General features: G+C 73.0%; 15 protein-coding genes and 2 pseudogenes. 4 read left to right on the plus strand and 13 right to left on the minus strand.

The genetic code is table 11. From position 1 onward, the window contains the following. Window positions 1-259: 259 nt before the first annotated feature. Entirely contained in the window at window positions 260-694 is a 435-nt protein-coding gene (locus IPT68_RS33160; RefSeq protein ID WP_189700028.1) for a subtilase-type protease inhibitor, read from the plus strand. A 136-nt stretch (window positions 695-830) separates the two neighbouring features. Here IPT68_RS33160 and IPT68_RS33165 read toward each other — a convergent pair whose 3' ends face one another. The 3 genes from IPT68_RS33165 to IPT68_RS33175 are packed head-to-tail and all read right to left on the minus strand — an operon-like array spanning window position 831 to window position 2,722. Beyond that, on the minus strand, window positions 831-1,043 hold the full coding sequence (locus IPT68_RS33165; protein ID WP_189700027.1) for a CDGSH iron-sulfur domain-containing protein: 213 nt from the start codon (window positions 1,041-1,043) through the stop codon (window positions 831-833). Then, a complete protein-coding gene (locus IPT68_RS33170; protein WP_373300669.1) occupies window positions 1,024-1,677 on the minus strand; it encodes a HemK2/MTQ2 family protein methyltransferase in 654 nt (217 codons plus the stop codon). Before IPT68_RS33170 ends, IPT68_RS33165 begins: the two co-directional genes overlap by 20 nt. A 22-nt stretch (window positions 1,678-1,699) precedes the next feature. Continuing rightward, complete coding sequence (locus tag IPT68_RS33175; protein WP_189700026.1) at window positions 1,700-2,722, minus strand: iron-containing redox enzyme family protein; 1,023 nt, start codon at window positions 2,720-2,722, stop codon at window positions 1,700-1,702. A gap of 75 nt (window positions 2,723-2,797) precedes the next feature. Here IPT68_RS33175 and IPT68_RS33180 point away from each other — a divergent pair, with 75 nt between their 5' ends. Next, window positions 2,798-3,406 carry a flavodoxin family protein gene (locus tag IPT68_RS33180; RefSeq protein ID WP_189700025.1) on the plus strand — a complete coding sequence of 203 codons (609 nt, stop codon included), beginning with the start codon at window positions 2,798-2,800 and terminating at the stop codon, window positions 3,404-3,406. A 235-nt stretch (window positions 3,407-3,641) separates the two neighbouring features. Here the strand turns inward: IPT68_RS33180 and IPT68_RS33185 are convergent, their stop codons facing one another. From IPT68_RS33185 to IPT68_RS33220, 8 genes and pseudogenes are all read right to left on the minus strand, one after another. Next, window positions 3,642-3,833, minus strand: coding sequence for a hypothetical protein (locus IPT68_RS33185; protein ID WP_189700184.1), 192 nt, complete (start codon window positions 3,831-3,833; stop codon window positions 3,642-3,644). A gap of 25 nt (window positions 3,834-3,858) precedes the next feature. Beyond that, window positions 3,859-4,866, minus strand: coding sequence for a Ppx/GppA phosphatase family protein (locus tag IPT68_RS33190; protein WP_189700024.1), 1,008 nt, complete (start codon window positions 4,864-4,866; stop codon window positions 3,859-3,861). Between the two features lie 207 nt (window positions 4,867-5,073). After that, window positions 5,074-5,457: pseudogene (locus tag IPT68_RS33195) on the minus strand (MFS transporter); the annotation flags it as partial. A gap of 33 nt (window positions 5,458-5,490) precedes the next feature. After that, a complete protein-coding gene (locus IPT68_RS33200; RefSeq protein ID WP_189700023.1) occupies window positions 5,491-8,307 on the minus strand; it encodes an NHLP bacteriocin export ABC transporter permease/ATPase subunit in 2,817 nt (938 codons plus the stop codon). A 1-nt stretch (window position 8,308) separates the two neighbouring features. Further along, window positions 8,309-10,471: an NHLP family bacteriocin export ABC transporter peptidase/permease/ATPase subunit gene (locus IPT68_RS33205; RefSeq protein WP_228040668.1), complete on the minus strand. Its 2,163-nt coding sequence runs from the start codon at window positions 10,469-10,471 to the stop codon at window positions 8,309-8,311. 56 nt (window positions 10,472-10,527) lie between these two features. Continuing rightward, window positions 10,528-11,334, minus strand: a complete 807-nt coding sequence (locus IPT68_RS33210; RefSeq protein ID WP_189700021.1) for an HlyD family efflux transporter periplasmic adaptor subunit — start codon at window positions 11,332-11,334, stop codon at window positions 10,528-10,530. Between the two features lie 92 nt (window positions 11,335-11,426). After that, complete coding sequence (locus tag IPT68_RS33215) at window positions 11,427-11,642, minus strand: type A2 lantipeptide (RefSeq protein ID WP_141306631.1); 216 nt, start codon at window positions 11,640-11,642, stop codon at window positions 11,427-11,429. A 456-nt stretch (window positions 11,643-12,098) separates the two neighbouring features. Next, window positions 12,099-12,512, minus strand: a complete 414-nt coding sequence (locus IPT68_RS33220; RefSeq protein WP_189700020.1) for a PaaI family thioesterase — start codon at window positions 12,510-12,512, stop codon at window positions 12,099-12,101. Between the two features lie 189 nt (window positions 12,513-12,701). Between IPT68_RS33220 and IPT68_RS33225 the strand changes: the two genes are divergently transcribed. Both IPT68_RS33225 and IPT68_RS33230 read left to right on the plus strand, forming a co-directional pair. After that, a complete protein-coding gene (locus IPT68_RS33225; RefSeq protein ID WP_189700019.1) occupies window positions 12,702-14,033 on the plus strand; it encodes a S1 family peptidase in 1,332 nt (443 codons plus the stop codon). Window positions 14,034-14,264: 231 nt separating this feature from the next. Further along, window positions 14,265-15,032 (plus strand): TetR/AcrR family transcriptional regulator C-terminal ligand-binding domain-containing protein, encoded by a 768-nt coding sequence (locus IPT68_RS33230; RefSeq protein ID WP_228040085.1) that lies wholly within the window; start codon window positions 14,265-14,267, stop codon window positions 15,030-15,032. 65 nt (window positions 15,033-15,097) lie between these two features. Here the strand turns inward: IPT68_RS33230 and IPT68_RS33235 are convergent, their stop codons facing one another. Then, complete coding sequence (locus IPT68_RS33235; RefSeq protein WP_189700018.1) at window positions 15,098-17,236, minus strand: SpoIIE family protein phosphatase; 2,139 nt, start codon at window positions 17,234-17,236, stop codon at window positions 15,098-15,100. A gap of 234 nt (window positions 17,237-17,470) precedes the next feature. Continuing rightward, window positions 17,471-17,900 (minus strand): annotated as a pseudogene (locus IPT68_RS33240) (class III lanthionine synthetase LanKC); the annotation flags it as partial. Between the last annotated feature and the right edge of the window lie 151 nt (window positions 17,901-18,051).

The following is an 18,051-nucleotide window of genomic DNA, read 5'->3' on the forward strand; positions in this document are numbered from 1 at the left end:
CGGAATGTTTCAGGCCGATTAACGAAGTGCCGGAATCCAGCCATCCGGCCATCCGGAGTGATCAAGAGTCGCGCGTCGAGGGGGTTGTAACGTTCGAATTCCGTGACTTCGCGCCACTGTTTGAACACGCAAGGTTACTGAAACCCGTGGGGTGGAGGTGAGTTTCGGCGGCGGACTCGGCAGACTCGCGCTCGCCGGCCGGGCACCGACCACGAACCCGCTCCGGCGACTCACGCAATCGAGCGGAAGGATGCACACAATGCGGAACCCCGCGCGCTGGGCAGCGACCATCGGCCTCACCGCCGCCACCGTCTGCGGACCCCTGACCGGAGCCGCGCACGCCGCCCCCGCCGCAACCCCGGCCTCGCTCTACGCCCCGTCGGCCCTGGTGCTCACCACGGGCCACGGCGAGAGCTCGGCCACCGTCACTCCGGAGCGCGCAGTGACACTGAGCTGCGCCCCGACGGCCTCCGGGACGCACCCGAACGCCACCACGGCCTGCGCCGACCTGCGCGCCGCGAACGGCGACCTCGGCGCCCTGGAGAGCCGGCCCGGCGTGTGGTGCACGCGCGAGTACGACCCCGTGGTCGTCCGGGTCGACGGGGTCTGGCAGGGCCAGTACGTCTCCTATGAGCGCACCTTCGCCAACGAGTGCGTGAAGAACTCGTACGGGACGAGCGTCTTCGCGTTCTGAGAGACCGGGATCGCATGGTCCCCGTGAATGCCGCGAGCGACCCGCAGCTGGGGAGTGCGGGCCGTCGTCACGGGGCCCTGGGGTCTCGACCCAGGGGTCGGCCGGGCGGAGTGGGGCCGCCCGCCGACCCCTGGGATCACTCGTCGGAGGGCCGCGCCCGGTCCCGGTGACTGGTGTCGCACCAGGGGTAGCGGCGACTGCGCCGGCAGGTGCACAGCGCGACCCGGAAACGGTCGGAGGAGACGGTCGTACCGTCCTCCAGCTCCACTTCCACCGGCCCCTCCACCAGCAGGGGGCCGCGGCGCCGGACCGTGATCCGGCGCGGGGCGTCAGACGGGGAGTTCGGCACGGACGACCACCAGCTCTTCCTTGTCCTCGGTGGCGGAGAGCAGTCCCCGCTCCCGCAGCCAGCCCTCTCGCTCCCGCAGGACGGGACCGAAGGCGATCCGGCGACGACGGGTCACGCTCGACTTCAGTCCCGCCGCGCGCAGCAGCTCCAGGGTGCGCTCGGGTCCGCTGAGGGCCGAGTGGACCGTCAGCAGGACTCCGCCCGGCCGCAGCAGGGCGGGAGCCTCCCGGCAGATCCGGTCCAGGACCAGCCGCCCGTCGTGCCCGGCGTCCCACGCCCGTGCGGTGCCGCGCGGCTCGGGATCGCCCTCCGGGGCGGGGACGTAGGGCGGGTTGGCCAGAATCAGGTCGAAGGTGCGGTCGCGCACGCGGTCGAACAGGTTCCCGTGCAGGATGCGCAGGCGCAGTCCGGACATCCAGGCGTTGACCCGGGCCGCGCCCACGGCTCGCCACGACACGTCGACGGCGGTCACCCGCATCCCGCGTCGCGCGGCGTACAGGGCCAGCGCTCCCGTGCCGGTGCCCACGTCGAGCACGTCGGAGCCGGGCGGGAGCGGCTCCTCGGCCAGGGCCTCGGCCAGCAGGGTTGTGTCTTCCTGGGGCGTGTAGACGCCGGGGGGCACCAGTGGATTCACGCCGATCCAGGTACCCCCGCAATCAGGAAATATGGGAGGTTTCGGATTCCGTGGACGTCAGGGGCGTGCGCAGCGACGACTCGCCAGCCCGCCATACGGTGAGCAGCCGCTCGGCGAGACGGTCCTCGACGTACCCGGTGGCGTCGATGCCGAAGGCGATGTCGCCGGCGAGCCGGGGTTCGTCCGCCAGCAGTCCGCCGATGACGTCGTGCCGCACGACCTGCTCGTGCACCGCGTCGGCCTCGACGTGCTCGTCGTAGAAGTGCTCGGCGGCGGGCCCGGCGCCGGTGCGGCGCATGGCCTCGGCGAGCCGCCGGGAACCCGGGGACGAGGTGACCTCCACAGCGGCGAAGTGCCCGACCAGCGCGCCCCTCAGGGAGCGGTGCAGCCCGAACAGGGACATGAGGTTCACCGTGGCGAGGGTCTCGGCGCAGGCGGCGTCCACATAGTGCCCGTACGTGGTGTCCAGGCCCAGATCGGTCATCAGGTCGGCGAACAGGCGGGCGTGGATCCGGTCGGCGCGGCCGCCGCCGAACTCGTCGAACTCCACCGCCACCATCGCGGCCTTCGCCCGGCCCCACAGCCGGGGCAGCACCCAGGCGTGCGGGTCCGCCTCCTTCAGGTGGTACAGGGAGCGCTGGGCCGCGTACTCGCGCAGCTGCCACAGCTCGCCCTTGTCGCGCAGATAGTGGCTGACGCCGGTGCCGTCGACCGGTTCGACGAGGATCTCCGCCAGGGCGTCCTCGACGCTGTCGTGGACCGGGGTGTCGGCGCGCAGGGCGGACAGGAACCGGTCCTCCAGTGCGGCGCGGGCGCCCAGCAGGGCGGGGTCCCACTCGCGGTCGTCGGGCACTCCCGCGAAGCCGCGGTAGTGCAGTTCGTAGCACAGGTAGAGGGCCAGCTGGAGGTCGCCGCCGTACGCCGCCGCGTGAGCGATCCGCTCCTTTCCGGGCAGGGGGCCCGTACCCCTCAGGTAGTCCATGATCGCGGCGGAGAGGGGGCCGCGGTCGGACGGCAGTCGTGGTTCCTGGTGGTCGTGCGTCATGCGCGACCGAGTACCCGGCTGGCACCGGGCCTGACACCCGACTGTCACCCGGCTCAACGGGTACCCCTGCACCTCATGAAGGCATTGGTGATCAACTGCACACTCAAACCGTCCCCCGAGCGGTCCAACACCGACGCCCTGGCCCGGGTCGTGGTCGGGCAGTTGGAGAAGGACGGTGTGGACGTCGAGGTACTGCGCGCCGTCGACCTGGACATCGCGCCGGGCGTGAACAGCGAGTCGATGCGCGAGGGCGACGCCTGGCCGGGCGTCCACGACAAGCTGCTGCGGTCGGAGATCCTCGTGCTCGCCTCGCCGACCTGGCTGGGCCGGCCGTCGTCCGTCGCCCAGCGGGTGCTGGAGCGGATGGACGCGATGCTGTCCGAGACCGACGACGACGAAAGGCCCGTCGCCTACAACCGGGTCGCCGGGGTGGTCGTCACCGGCAACGAGGACGGCGCCCACCACGTCATCAGCGAGATCTCGGGCGCTCTCGCCGACATCGGCTACACGATCCCCGGCCAGGCCTGGACCTACTGGCACCTCGGCCCGGGACCCGGCCCGGACTACCTCGACGAGGAACGCGGCCGCGACTGGTCGCACCGCACGGGCCGCGCGATGGCGGCCAACCTGACGGGCGTGGCCCGCGCCCTGGCCGCCCGTCCCCTGGGGGCGCCGCCCGGGTGAGGCACGCGAGAGGGCGCACCCGGGCGGCCGGTCCGCCGTCCGCTCCCGGTGAGCCGGGCGCCCGTACGCCGTGACCTCGTATTCCGGCAGGTCGCACGCTCGGCCCCCGGCGCGCTCGTGGCACCAGCCGGCACGTCACCAGCAGCGGGGCCCGTCCCGCGGTGCGCTCGGGACGGGCCCTGCCGCTGTCCGGCGCCCGGGGCGGCGGCCGGTGGTGGCCGCCCCGGGCTGCTCGTCAGTCCCCCTGGGACTGCTCCTGCGCTCCCGTGTTGGGCGTGATCGCCTCGCCGGCCTCTCCGCGGTGCCGGCGTTCCTCGGGTGACTCCTCGGTGCGCCGCTCGGCGTCCCGGATCTCGCGCAGGACCTCCTCGCCGGCCATCTCGGCGTGCTCCTCGGGGTGCTTGCCGTCCTGGCTGTGCCGGGTCACGGTGGTTCCTTTCTGCAGTCGGCGGTCAGGACGTGGCGGACGCGATCCGCAGCGGCACCGGGTCCGGCGGCGCGACGTCCTCGCTGAGCCGGGAGACCTCCGCCCACCAGGTCGCGCCCTCTTCGATGTGCCGCAGCAGCACTCCCTCGCGGATTGCCCACGGGCACACGGTCACCGTCTTCAGACCGGTCACCTTCATCGCCGTGTGCCCGATCACCGCTCCGGCGAGGCTCTGCGCGGCGCGTGGCGCGGAGATGCCCGGCAGCAACGCCCGCTCGCCGGCGGGCAGCACGGCCAGCCGGCTGATCGCCGTCCTCAGGTCGGCGCGTCTCAGCCGGCGTTCGGCGAAGGGCCCGTACCGCCCCGGCAGGGCACCGCACAGCCGGCCCAGCTGCTGGAAGGTCCGCGAGGTGACCACTGCCGAACGCGGCCCCTCCCAGCGGATCCGCGCGCCGACGTCCCGCAGTTGGTGCCGCACCTTGCGGCGCAGCGCGCGTACTTGCTCCGGCGACGGCGGATCCTGCTCCGCGAAGAACTCGTGGGTCAGCCGACCCGCGCCCAGCGGCAGCGAGGCGACGAAGTCCGGCAACCGTCCCCGTCCGAAGGCCACTTCGAGCGACCCGCCGCCGATGTCCAGCAGCGCCATGGGCCCGGACCGCCACCCCATCCAGCGTCGCGCACCGAGGAACGTCAGCTCGGCCTCCACCTCACCGGGCAGGGTGCACAGGTTCACTCCGGTCCGGGCGCGGACCGTGCGCAGCACCTCCAGCCGGTTCGGGGCGTTGCGCACCACCGCCGTGGCGAAGGCCAGCGGAACGTCCGCGCCCCACTGCGCGGACGTACGGCTCGCCGCGGCGACCGCGTCCACCAGCCGTTCGACGGCCTCCTCGGGGACCTCGCCCCCGGGCTTGACGTCCTGGGACAGCCGCAGCCGCCACTTGGCGGTGTGAACCGGCAGCGGCACCCCGCCCTCGGCATCCGCCACCACCAGCCGGACCGTGTTCGACCCCACATCCACCACGCTGATTCGCATGGCCTGGCGGGTACCCGGTTCGGACCCCCTTCAACGGCCTCAACACCCGTGCGCCGCCCGATGTGCGTCAACGCGCCGGAGGTGCCACCGTCTCCCTGCGGACGGCGCCGCATGGTCCGACCGGCCGGCCCCGCGACCGGCACGTGGGCGGCCGGTCCGCGGTGGGCCGCGCGTGGCACATGTGGATCACTCGCGCGGCGTCCGCGTCACGAACAGCGTCCAGCGCCAGTCGAGCACGTCGGTGAGGACGCCGCCGAGCAGCAGGCCCACCGCGCCGCCCGCGCCGGCGATCGCGCCGTGGACGCCGAAGGCCCGGGCCCGTTCGCGTGCCTCGGTGAACGTCGTGTTCAGCAGCGACAGCGCGGCGGGCGCCGACAGCGCGCCGAAGGGGTCGGCCTGTGCGGAGGGCAGGGCGATGTTCACGATGGTGGCGTCCAGCACCACCATCAGCTGCGCGAGGGCGACGACCGCGAGGGTCCACCAGCGCTTGGCGGGTACCGGCGCGCGGGGAGCGCTTCGAGGGACCGCACGCGGGGTCCGACGTGCCCTGGAAGGCCTTCCACCAGGGCTGCGTCGACGCGGGCGTCCCATCCGGGGCGCCGATCCCCGGACAGGGCTGACCGGTCACGCCAACTGCCGCCGCACCAGCTCGTGCAGCCGGCCGCCGGTGTCCGCCAGCAGCTGCGCCGGCGGCCCCTGCTGGGCGACCTTGCCGTCCTCCATGACGATGACGCGGTCGGCGTCGAGCACCGTCGACAGGCGGTGGGCGATGACGATGCGGGTCGCGTTGAGGGCCTTGGTGCTCTCGATGACCTTGCGCTGCGTCTCGTTGTCGAGGGCGCTGGTGGCCTCGTCGAAGAAGAGGATGCGCGGCCGGCGGATCAGCGCCTGGGCGATCATCAGCCGCTGCCGCTGGCCGCCGGAGATCGCCCCGTTGCCCGCGACGATCGTGTGCAGCCCCATCGGCATCCGCCGGATGTCCTCGGCGAGGCCCGCCATCTCGGCCGCCGCCATCGCCTCCTCCGGCGTGTACGGCTCCGTGCCGCAGATGACGTCCAGCATCGAGCCGGTGAACGGCTGCGCGTGCTGGAGCACCACGCCGCACTGCCGCCGTACGGCGGACTGGTCGAGCGCGGCCAGGTCCTGACCGTCGTACAGCACGCTGCCGGAGACCGGCTTGTCGAAGCCGATCAGCAGCCGCAGCAGCGTCGACTTGCCGCAGCCGGACGGCCCGACGACCGCGACGAACTCTCCCGGCCGCACCTCGAACGACACGTCGTCCAGGACCAGCGGTCCGTCGTCGGAGTACCGGAACGACAGCCGCCGCGCCTCCACGGCCCCGGTCAGCGGCCCCGGCCGGGTGCTCGCCGTGCGCACCTCCGGCGTCGCCCGGAGCACCGGCTTGATCTCCTCGTACAGCGGCAGCGCGGCCACCAGCGACACCAACGCGCCGGTGATCTGGGTGACCGAGGTGAGCAGCATCGTCACCGACGTGTTGAAGGCGAGGAAGTCGGCGGCGGACATCGAGCCCTTGGCCGGGCCCGCGAGCAGCATGAACATCAGCAGCGAGCACAGCGGCAGATAGATCGCGCCGAGTACCGTGGTGAGGTTCTTGATCCGGCCGAGGCGCTGCTGGAGCTCGCGGCTGCGCGCGAACTGGCCCGCCCAGGCGGCGTACGCGTAGTTCTCGGCCGCCGCGACCCGCAGCTTGGGCAGGCCGCGCAGCGTCTGGAACGCCTGGTTGTTGAGCTTGTTGGTGAGCACCGTCAGGCGTCGCTGCCAGCGCACCTGCCACAGCCCGAGGCCGAGGAAGACACCGGCGACGACGACGAGCATGCCCATGGCGGCCAGCGCCATCGGGACGCTGAACCACAGCAGCAGCCCCAGGTTCATGGCCCCGACGGTCACCGACTGGGCGACGGTGGGGCCGACTCCCGCGAGCAGCCTGCGGATCGCGCTGATGCCCATGGCCGCGCCGGCCAGCTCACCCGTGGAGCGACCGGTGAAGAATTTCGTCGGCAGCCTGAGCAGCCGGTCCCACACGGCCGGCTGGAGCGTCGCCTCGATACGGCCCTCCAGGCGCAGGATCGTCATGTTCTGCAGCAGCATGAAGGCCGCCGCGACGACACTGCTGACCATCACGGCCAGGCAGACCTGCGCGATCAGCCCCGCCTGCGCCTTAGGCACGAACTCACCCAGCACCTTGCCGGTCGCGAGGGGCACCAGGGCGCCGATCGCCACCGTCACCAGCCCGCTGAGCACCAGCCCGGTCACATCGCCGCGCGTGCCGCGCATGCAGAACCGCAGCAGTCCCAGCGGACCCAGCGGGCGTTCGGGCAGCGGCCGGTAGAACATCACCGCGCGCGGCTCGAACTCCGGCGCGTTGGCCTTCTCGATCGGCGTCTCGCGTCCGGTCGCCGGGTGCACCGCCACATAGCCGCCGCGCCGCCACAGCAGCGCGACCGGCGCTCCCGACAGCGCCCGCCGGCCCACCAACGGGCCCACGTTGTCGCGCCACCAGCCGCCGACCAGCCGTACCGCGCGGGTACGGACGCGCGAGGCCAGCGCGATGCGCTCCACCGGGTCGAGACGGTCGCTCTCGGCCCCGTCGTGCCCGGGGTCGGCGAGCCGGATCCCGGCCGCGGCGGCGACCAGCTTGCACGCGGCGTACGTGGCGTCCGCGTCGGCGGCGGTGGTGCGCCGGTCGGAGGTCCTGCCGATCGCCGCGAGCAGCGTCCGGTCGGCCTGCGCGCGGACCTGCTCACCGGCCTTGATTCCGGCGGCCGTACGCGTCTCGTGGGTGCGCTCCAGCTGTTCGATCCAGCGGTCCAACGTGGTCAGCAGGCGGTACTGCTGGTCGACCATGGTCTGCCACAGGGCCGGGTCCATCAGCAGGTCGGCGGCGGCCTCCGCGCCGTACAGCGAGCCGTACTGGACGCTGCCGGGCGGTACGTGCATCCAGAACACGTCGTCGTCGGTCATCTCGGCGGCCCGCTCACCGGCCGTCGGCGCCTGGAAGAGGATCGACAGGCCGCGCCCGACACCGAGCGCGAGGGCGTACTCCAGCGGGCTCGTCGTGGGCGGCACGTACTGGGGGTTGCCGTACTCGTCGTACGACCACGTCTGCGTCTGCGCCGGCTGGTACAGCTCGCGCAGCCCGATGCGGTGGACGACGCAGTCCCTGACCGGGCGGGCGATCAGCGTGTGCTGCGGGCCCGCGACCGGGCCGAGCAGCAGCGAGCCCGCCTCCAGCCGGCCGAGGTGGTGCCAGTGGCCCTGCTGGGCGGCGTCCACCGCGAACAGGTCCAGGGCACCTGCCGCGACGAGCCACAGCACCTGCGGCCCCTCCAGGTCCAGGCGGCTGAACCCGGCGCAGTCGACGGGCGTGCCCACCTGGCCGAGTGCCGCGAGGACGTAGTCGTCGCCGTGCACGGCTCTCATCTCACCGCTCCCTGACCAGCGCCGCGTACGCGCCGCCGCGCGCCACCAGCTCGTCGTGCCGGCCGCGCTCCACGATCGTGCCGTGCTGCAGCACGACGATCTCGTCGCTGTCGCGCACGGTGCTGAGCCGGTGCGCGATCACCACGCAGGCGCAGCCGCGCCGGCGCAGGTTGTCCATCACGACCAGCTCGGTCTCGGCGTCGAGTGCGCTGGTCACCTCGTCCAGGACCAAGATGCTCGGCCGGCGCACCAAGGCCCGGGCGATCTCCAGGCGTTGGCGCTGCCCGCCCGAGAAGTTGCGGCCGTCCTGTTCGACCCTGCTGTGGATGCCGCCGGGGCGGCGCATCACGACGTCGTACAGGGCCGCGTCCCGCAGCGCCTCCACCACCGCCTCGTCCGGGACGGACGGGTCCCACAGCGCCACGTTGTCCCGGATCGAGCCCTCGAACAGGAACACGTCCTGGTCGACGAAGGAGACGGAGGCCGCGAGCGCGCCACGCGGGATGTCCTCCAAGCGCAGCCCGTCGATGCGGATCACGCCCTCCCACGGCGTGTACAGGCCCGAGATCAGCCGGGAGACGGTCGACTTGCCGCTGCCCGAGCCGCCGACGAGCGCGACCTGCCGACCCGGTCCCACGGTCAGGTCGAAGCCGCTGAGCAGGGGTTTGTCGAGAGGGCTGTAGCCGAAGGTGATGTTCTCCAGCTCGACGTGGCCGTGCAGCCGGCGGGTGGAGTCGCCGCCCGCGCGGTCGTACAGCGGGTCGGTGCGGAAGTTCTCCACGTCCTTCAGGCGGGCCACGTCCGCCGCGAAGTCCTGGATGCGGCCCGCGACGCCGTTGAGCCGGGTCAGCGGGGCGGTGAAGCGGGTGACCAGCGCCTGGAAGGCGACCAGCAGGCCGACGGAGAGGTGACCCTCGATTGCGCGCATGCCGCCGATCCACAGGATCAGCGCGCTGTTCAGAGTGGCGAGCGTCGGCGCCACCACGCCCAGCCAGGCGCTCGGCACGCCGAGCCGCTGCTGCTCCTCCAGCGTGGTGGCGTGCTGTCCGGCCCACTTGCGGAAGTAGCCTTCCTCGCCGCCGGTCGCCTTCATCGTCTCGATCAGCTGAAGACCCGTGTACGCCGTGTTCGTGAGCCGGGCGTTGTCCGCGCGCAGCTTCGCGGTACGGGTCGCGCGCAGCCGGATGACCACCCGCATGGCGACGATGTTCAGCAGCGCCACGCCGATGCCGACGAACGTGAGCTGCGGGTCGTAGGTGTAGAGGAGCACGGCGTACAGCACCACGACCACCGCGTCGACGCCCGCCGCCGCGAGGTCGCGGGCCAGCGTCTCGGCCACCGCGTCGTTGGACTGCAGGCGCTGCACCAGGTCGGCCGGGCTGCGCTGGGAGAAGAAGGTGACCGGCAGGCGCAGCAGATGGCGCAGGAAGCGGGCGCTGGACAGGGTCGAGGAGATGATGCGGCCGTGGTGCAGGTTGGCCTGTTGCAGCCAGGTCAGCACCAGCGTGAGCAGCACGCACGCGCCCATGGACGCGAACAGCACGTCCAGCAGGGAGGTCTGCCCGCCGATCAGGAACATGTCGATGTACGTCCGGCTGAGCGCGGGCACGGCCGCGCCGACCACGACCAGCAGCAGGCTGGCCAGCACGGCGGCGGGCATCGTGCCGGCGGTGCCGCGCAGCCGGGCGGGCATCGCGCCCCACACTCCGGGCTTGCGTCCGCCGCGCGTGAAGTCGTCGCCCGGCTCCATGGTGAGGACGACGCCGGTGAAGCTGCCGTCGAAGTCCTCCATCGGCACGAAGCGCCGGCCCTTGGCGGGGTCGTTGACGAACACGCCCCGGCGGCCGAAGCGGCGGCCCATGCCGTCGTAGACGACGTAGTGGTTGAACTCCCAGAACAGGACGGCCGGCGCCTTCACGTCGGCGAGGGCGGCCAGGTCCATCTGCATGCCCTTGGCGGTCAGGCCGTAACCGCGCGCCGCCTTCAGCAGGTTGCCGGCGCGCGAGCCGTCGCGGGAGACGCCGCAGGCGATGCGCAGCTCCTCCAGCGGGACGTGCTTGCCGTAGTGGCCGAGCACCATCGCGAGGGTGGCGGCGCCGCACTCGACGGCCTCCATCTGGAGCACGGTGGGCGTGCGGACGATCTTGCGGCGGCTCTTGGGCACGGTGCGCCTGGGCGGGGCGGCCCGGCGCCGGCCCCGGGTCTGGGGTGCGGCGGTGGTCACGGCAGCAGCCAATCGACGGGACGCTGGTCGGCCAGCCGGATCGAGCCCGTGGCCGTCGTCATGGAGGTGAGGGGGAACGGCGGTCCGTCCGCAGACGACCACGTGTAGCCGCTCTCGGTCCGCGACGACCGGTCGAGGCGGACCAGTACGGCAACCGGGCGGCCGTCCTTGGTGAACTGCTCGCCGAGCTGGCTGTCACCGAGGAACGCGGCGATCTCCTGCGGGGACTGCGGGGCGCGGTCCACGAACTCCACATGGCCGCGCAGCACGCCGTACTCCTGGGTCGGGACCGTCTGCACGGTCAGGTCCACGGCCGCGTTCGCGGGGATGGACCCGGCGTTCTCGGCGGGCACGTACACCGTCGCGTACAGCGGGTCGTCCGCGTCGGCGACCTTCTCGACGACGGCGACGTTCGCGCCGGTGGCGATGATCTGGCCGATCGTGGCGGCGAGCGCGGTGAGGCGGCCGGCGGCGAGCGTGCGCACCACGGTCTCGCCCTCCTCCGTACGGACCTTCAGCACGGGGGAGTTCGCGGGCAGCCGCTCGCCCTCCTCGGCGAGGATCGCGGTGACCTGGCCCGCGACGGGGCTCTGCAGGACGTAACTGCCCTCGCCGTGCGTGAGGACGGCGGGCGCGCTCACCGTGGAGGTCACCGAGCCGGTCACGGCCCACACGGACGCGGCGGCCATCGCGACCACGGTCACGGACAGCACGAGCCACCCCTGGGGGCGGGCGAGGCGGACCGGGAGGTCGAGTTCCTCCGGCGACTGGAGCTTGGCGAGGGCCTGTTGGCGGAACTGCACGGAATTTCCCTCACCGGGTGGACTGGGTGACGGCATCCGAAGAGCCCCGGAACCGGGTGGCGGCTCCGGGACTCAGCGGAACTGGTGAGCGATCAGAGACCGGCGACCAGGTTGGTGACCGGGGCCGTGTTCAGGCCGGTGACACCCTCGACGGTGCCGACGGCCGTGTCGACCAGGCCGGAAACCGGGGCGATGCCGTCCACAGCGCCGACGACGGTGTTCACGGCGTTCACGGAGAGGCCGCCGGAGACGTTGTCGAGCTCGGCGTCGGAGATCTCGACGGTCTCGACCTGGGGGGTGGAGTTCATGATGGAACTTCCCTTCGTATGGCAATTTCACAAGGGGGGAGCGGCCCCCTCTGGGGACAGATGGACGGCCGCGACCGCGGGCGCCGGGCGCCACTGGCCGGAGAGCCCTTCGCGGACCCCGCGGTGCGATGGATCAAAGCACGCGGTCACGGTGGGCTTCCAATCAACCAGCGGCCTCATCAGGGCACTTGAGTCACAGCGGCCACCAACCGTGCAGGTGCGCGCACGGCTTGTCGGCGACTTCTTCACACCGCCCCCGGCATCACCGCACGCCGCCCCCTTGCCGCCCGGTCGGCGAATCCGGCACTCCCGCCCCAAAGACGTGTCCCGGGGCGCACGAATGTGCAGAACCCCGGGGGCCGGTGACCTCGTTGAGCATTCAATGTGCAGATTCCCTGAAGCGAGGATTCCGCACGGCTTCCTGAACGGACCGTTGCTGATCGATTACTTGCCGTATCAGCCCAGCAGTGCGTAGACGGTGCTCGCGTGAGCCGCGAGCTCGCCCGTCCGTTCGGCCGTCATGGCGATGTCGGCGAACGCCGTCCGCCGGCCCAGCTTCGTCAGCCGCGCCAGGATCAGGACGTCCGAGTCCGTCACCGCGCGCTGGAAGGTCGTCGACTGCTGCACCGTCGTCATCGGCACGAAGGCGCCGCGCGCCGCCGAGACGGCGATCACGGTCGCGGTGTCGGCGGCGGCCATCAGGGCCTGCCCGGACAGCGCGCCGCCCTCCCGGGCCAGCTCCGCCGACCAGGGCAGACGCAGGACGGCCCGGTCCTCGCCCAAGTCCTCGACGGACAAGCCTAGTTCCAGGACCCAGGGGGCGAAGTTGGCGGAGAGGATCTTGTCGGCTTCGGCGGTGGTCATCGTCATACGAGGGATTGTTCCCGCCGCACGGCGGGCGCGCGCGGAGCATGGCCGAATCGGCGTGGGGGACGGGCGCGCGGCGCACCGGAATTGAACGTCCCGCACGCCCCGTGCGTACCAGTGGCCATCCAGGCGCCCCCGAGATCCGCTAAGAGACGGCGGCACGGACCCCGTCCTCCAGGAGGTCGAGAACCCTTGAGCCACAAGCGAATTCCGAAGCGCAAGGCCGCGATCGCGGCGGGCGGCGTGGCGGCGCTCGGAGCGGCGGCACTCCTGCTGCCGAACGCCAACGCGTCCCAGGACGGCGCCGAGGACACGGCCGCCGCACCCAAGACCCTGAAGGCGGGCGACGCCTCGGACCTCGCCTCCCAGCTCGCCGGGCTGCTCGGCGACGCCTTCGCCGGCTCCTACTACGACGAGGGCAGCCAGCAACTCGTCGTCAACGTCGTCGGCGACAACAACCAGCTGGTCGTCCAGGCGAAGAAGGCCGGCGCCGCGGTCCGCAAGGTCGAGAACAGCACGGCCGAACTGGAGTCCGCCGCGCAGACGCTGAAGACCGAGGCCACCATCCCGGGCACCGCGTGGGCCGTCGATCCCCGGACGAACAAGATCCGGGTCACCGCCGACAGCACGGTCACCGGCGAGCAGTGGGACACGCTGGAGTCGACCGTGGAGGGCCTCGGCTCCGGCATGGCGACGATCCAGAAGTCCGCGGGCACCTTCAAGACGTTCGCCTCCGGCGGCGACGCGATATTCGGCGGGGGCTCCCGCTGCTCGCTGGGCTTCAACGTCACTGCGGGCGACGGCTCCCCGGCCTTCCTGACGGCCGGTCACTGCGGGGTCGCGGTGGCCGAGTGGTCGGACGCGCAGGGCGGCGCGCCGATCGCCACCGTCGACCAGGCCGTGTTCCCCGGTGAGGGCGACTTCGCGCTGGTGAAGTACGACGACCCGGCGATCCAGGCGCCGAGCGAGGTCAATGTCGGCGGGGGGCAGACCGTGCCGATGTCCCAGGCCGCGGAGGCCACCGTCGGCCAGGAGGTGTTCCGGATGGGCAGCACCACGGGACTCGCCGACGGCACGGTCACCGGGCTCGACGCCACCGTCAACTACCCGGAGGGCACGGTCACCGGCCTCATCCAGACCAACGTCTGCGCCGAGCCCGGCGACAGCGGCGGCTCGATGTTCACCCGGGACGGGCTCGCGCTCGGCCTGACCTCGGGCGGCAGCGGCGACTGCACGGTGGGCGGCGAGACCTTCTTCCAGCCGGTCACGACAGCGCTGGAGGCGGTCGGCGCGACGCTGGGGGCGGGGGCCGCGGGTGACGCGGGCGGCGCGGGCGGCGCCGACGATGCCGGTGACGCGGGTGACGTCGGTGTCGGCGAAGAGGCCGGTGCGGGCGAAGGTGCCGGTGTCGGCGAGGAAGCGGGTGCCGGCGCCGGTCAGGAGGTCGGCGGTGGCGAGGAAGCCGGTGTCGGCGGTGGTCACGCGGACGTCGAGGAAGACCAGGGGCTGGTCTCGACTCAGTGACCTGAAGGCGACGGTCCGGCCCTCCCGCGGGAGGGCCGGACCGCTCCGGTCACAGGGCCGCCGGCCCGGACCGACCGGGAGTCCTCCGGGCCGGCTGGCCGGCCACGAACCACCGCCGCGAGGGGGAGCCGGCCGCTACGCCGACCCCGCGATGCCGTACCTGCTCGACGCCCTGACCGCCGTTCCCGGGCACGTCATGGACGAGCTGCCCGCGATGCTCGCCAGAACCGGTTGAGCCGGGCGCTGTTCGGCTCGTGGGAACTGGGCGACGAGCGGGCCGGAAACGTGACGTGGCGCTGGTTCACCGATCCTGCGTCGCGCGCGCTCAACGTCGCGGAGGAGCACGAGGCCATCGGGCGCGGCTGCACCGCCGACCTGCGGGCCGCCGTCGCACCACGGGGCGGGGACACCGTGGCGGACCACCTCGTCGCCGACCTGCTCCGCACCGCCGACGAGTTCGCCCGGTCCGCCCGCCTGTCCGGCGTCAGCAAGACGACGTTGTACAGGTGGTGGCCCTCCGCGGGAGCCCTCGCTCTGGACGGCTACTTCCACGCCGTCGAGGAGCCCCTGGCCTTCGAGGACACCGGCGACCTGCGGGCCGACCTGACGAGCCAGCTGCGTGCCTTCGCGCGCATCCTGACCCGGACCCCGGCCGGGCGGGTGGTCACCGAGCTCATCGGACAGTCCCAGACCGATCATGACCTCGCCGCCGCCTTCCGCTCCCTGTACTCCTCCGAACGGCGGCGGCTGGCCGGCGAGCGGCTGCTGCGGGCCAGAGAGCAGGGCCAGATCCGGGAGGACGTCGACGTCCAGGTCCTCGTCGACCAGCTCTGGGGCGCCGTCTACCACCGCCTGCTGATCCCGGACGAGCCCGTGACCGACGACTTCGTCGTCGCGCTGGTCTCCCACCTGATCGACGGCATCACCCCGCCCGCGCCGCCGCGTCCCACCGTGCCACCGCCCCCGGACGCGCCGGTCCGCCCACGAGACGATCAGTGACCCGTTCGACCCGTTCACCCGTTCGATGCGTTCGAACGGTTCAACCTCCTGGACCCGTTCGGCCGTCAGACCTCCCTCGCCCGGAGCAGCAGCAGCGCCACGTCGTCGACCCGTTCCGGCGCGCGCCCGCCGGCCCCCACCAGCACGTCGGCCAGCTCGTCGAGGGGCCGCTCCCCGGCCTCGGCCAGCCGCTGTCCCAGCTGGGCCAGCGCCTCCTCGATGTCGACGCCGGGGGACTCGACCAGCCCGTCGGTGTAGAGGACGAGCACCGATCCCGGCGCCAGGTCGACCTCGGTCGTCGGATACGTCGCCGAGCCGTCGATCCCGAGCAGCGGGCCGCCCGCGAGGTCCAGCACCCGGACCCTGCCGTCCGGCCGCCTCAGCAGGGGCGGCGGATGCCCGGCCCGGGCCATGACGGCCCGCCCGCGACCCGGGTCGAGCCGCAGGTACAGGCAGCTGGCGAACAGATCGGCCCCGAGGTCGATGAGCAGCCGGTTCGTGCTGCGCATGACCTCGGCCGGCGCCTGCCCCACCGTCGTGTAGGCGCGTACGGCCGTGCGGATCTGGCCCATCAGGCCGGCCGCCGTCACGTTGTGCCCCTGCACGTCCCCGATCACCGCGGCCGCCGGCCCGTCGCCCGGCACCACGTCGTAGAAGTCGCCGCCGATGTCCATGCCGCGCGTGCCCGGCAGATAGCGCGCCGCGGTCTCGATCCCGGACAGCGGCGGCAGCGACGGCGGCAGCAGCGCGGCCTGCAACCCGTGCGCCAGCTGGTGCTTGGCGTCGTACAGCAGGGCCCGCTCCAGCGCCAGGGCGATCAGCCCGCTCAGGCTGGTCAGTACGGCCCGCTCGTCGGCGGGGAAGGCCTGCGGCTCGGCGTACGCCAGCACACAGGTGCCCACCGGGCGCCCGGAGGCGATCAGCGGCAGATACGCCCAGGCCGCGTAGCCGTCCGGGGCCGCGTGCCGGATGGGATACAGCCGCTCCAGCTCCGTCTGGGACTCGAAGAACGCCGGCACCCCGCTGTTCAGCGCGTGCGCACCCGGCGTCGGCGCGCTCAGCGGAATCCCGTCGAATCGCTCCACGATGTGCGGGTCCGGATAGCCGCGGTGCCCCAGCACGTGCAGTCGGCCCGCCCGGGAGCCGAGCACCATCAGTGCCCGGCTGCCCACGGCCGGCGCCACCTCCTCGGCGACCAGCTGCACCACGTCCTGCACGGTCACCGCCTCGGTCAGCGCCCCGGCGAGGCTCAGTACGTGGGAGATGGTCACCAGCCGGGACGACCCGTCGCCGGACGGGGGCGCCTTCCGGCCCATCTCGGACACGGCCCGCGCCCTGCTGATGCGCACGCTCAGCCCCGTCGTACTCGGATAGAGCCGGAACGACAGCCAGTCGCCGGGCGGCCGCACCGCCACGAACGACGTACTCTGCTGGCTCATCAGCGCTGCCCGGTACCGGTCCTCGTACACCGGGTCGTTCAGCCACGGCACCGCCGCCCACAGCTGGGTGCCGAGCAGCCGGCCGGTCGGAACGCCGATCAGCTCGGACGCCGCCGCGCTGGCGAAGGTGATCCGTCCGTGCAGATCCAGCGAGACCAGCCCGTACGGCAGCCGCGCCACCATCCGTGCCGCCTCCACCGTGCCCAGCGTGCCGGCCACGCCTCCGGTGGGCGGCGCGACGAGCAGATCGGGCTCCGGGAGCACCGGGCGGCTCTCGGCGGCGGCCCGCTCCAGTCGCACGGCGAGCCGTTCGCAGGCCGCGGTGAGATGCTCGCGCTCCCGGTCGTTCAGCTCGTGGTGCTGGGAACCGGGCCAGGTCAGGAACACCGCCCCGTAGACCTTCGTCTCCGTCGCCACCGGCAGCGCGGCCAGCGCGAAGGGGTAGGGCAGGACCACGGCGACGCGCGGGTAACGGCGGGACATGTCGTCGTCGCCGTCCACCCAGACCAGCCGCCGCTCGCGCGCCGCGTCGGCGACCGGGACGGGTGCGCCGATCCCCACCCGTTCCCACGGCGCCGAGAACGCCCGGGGCATCCCCGCCATGACCGCCATCTCCAGCACCGATTCGTCGGCGTCCATCAGGTACATCCCGCCGGAGTGGGCGTTGACGCCGTCCATCATCGTGGCCAGGGCCAGCGACAGGAGGGGAGCACCGGCGGAGACCCGGCGCGCCGCGGGCGCCTGCTCGTCGGACACGCCGACCACCTCCTCGCAGCGCCGCGGGACGAGTCCCAGGGATCAATCTGTCGCGGGACGGTCCGCCTCGCACGGCGAGCCGTCCCACCTGCGGGGCCGGGCGGCGGCTGGGCAAAGGCACCGCGTACCCCGACCGCCCCGGCCCATGCCCCTGGAGTCGAAGCGTGCGGTGGGGCGCGGGCGCGTCGCGCGCCCCCGCACCCCGCTGGCCGGATTCCCGTGCCCCCCGAGCGGCCCGGCGCACGCGGTCAGCAGCGTGGCACGGGCGCTCGTCGCGGTCCCCGCCTCGTCGCCGGCGTGGGCCAGGTAGTCGTCGAGGACCATGCCCAGGCCCACGCTGCCGTCGCCGAGGTACGGCATGGTCCGCCGGCCCTCGTCGACCTCCAGTGATCCGCCCTTCTGCACGACGCAGCAGTCCAGGTCCCGGCGCAGTGCCGCCCCGGCCGCGTCCAGCAGCGCGCGCTCGCCGGTCTCCCCGGAGCGGCGCAGCAGGAACAACGCGGGTCCGCTCGCGCCGCGCAGCAGCCCGGCCCGTCGGCGCGGCCTGTCGGGCGGCGGCTCGGCCGGCCGTCCCAGCAAGCAGGATCCGGGCGGCCTCGCCGGCCCGCCGTTCCTCGCCGGTGGTGCGCGCCAGGTGGCCGAGGACCAGGCCCCGCCCGGCGAGCCCGCCGTGCGGTACGCACGGGTAAGAACCGGTTCGGTGCGTTTCGCGCCCCTCGCCCGCTCCGCCCGCCCGCTCCACCAGCCCGCTCCGTCGGCCATCAGGCGGCCACACCGTGTTCACAGGGGCTGCGCGCGGCGGTCATTAGCGCTGTAATACCGAC

Source organism: Streptomyces chromofuscus, from assembly GCF_015160875.1.
GTDB classification, from domain to species: domain Bacteria; phylum Actinomycetota; class Actinomycetes; order Streptomycetales; family Streptomycetaceae; genus Streptomyces; species Streptomyces chromofuscus.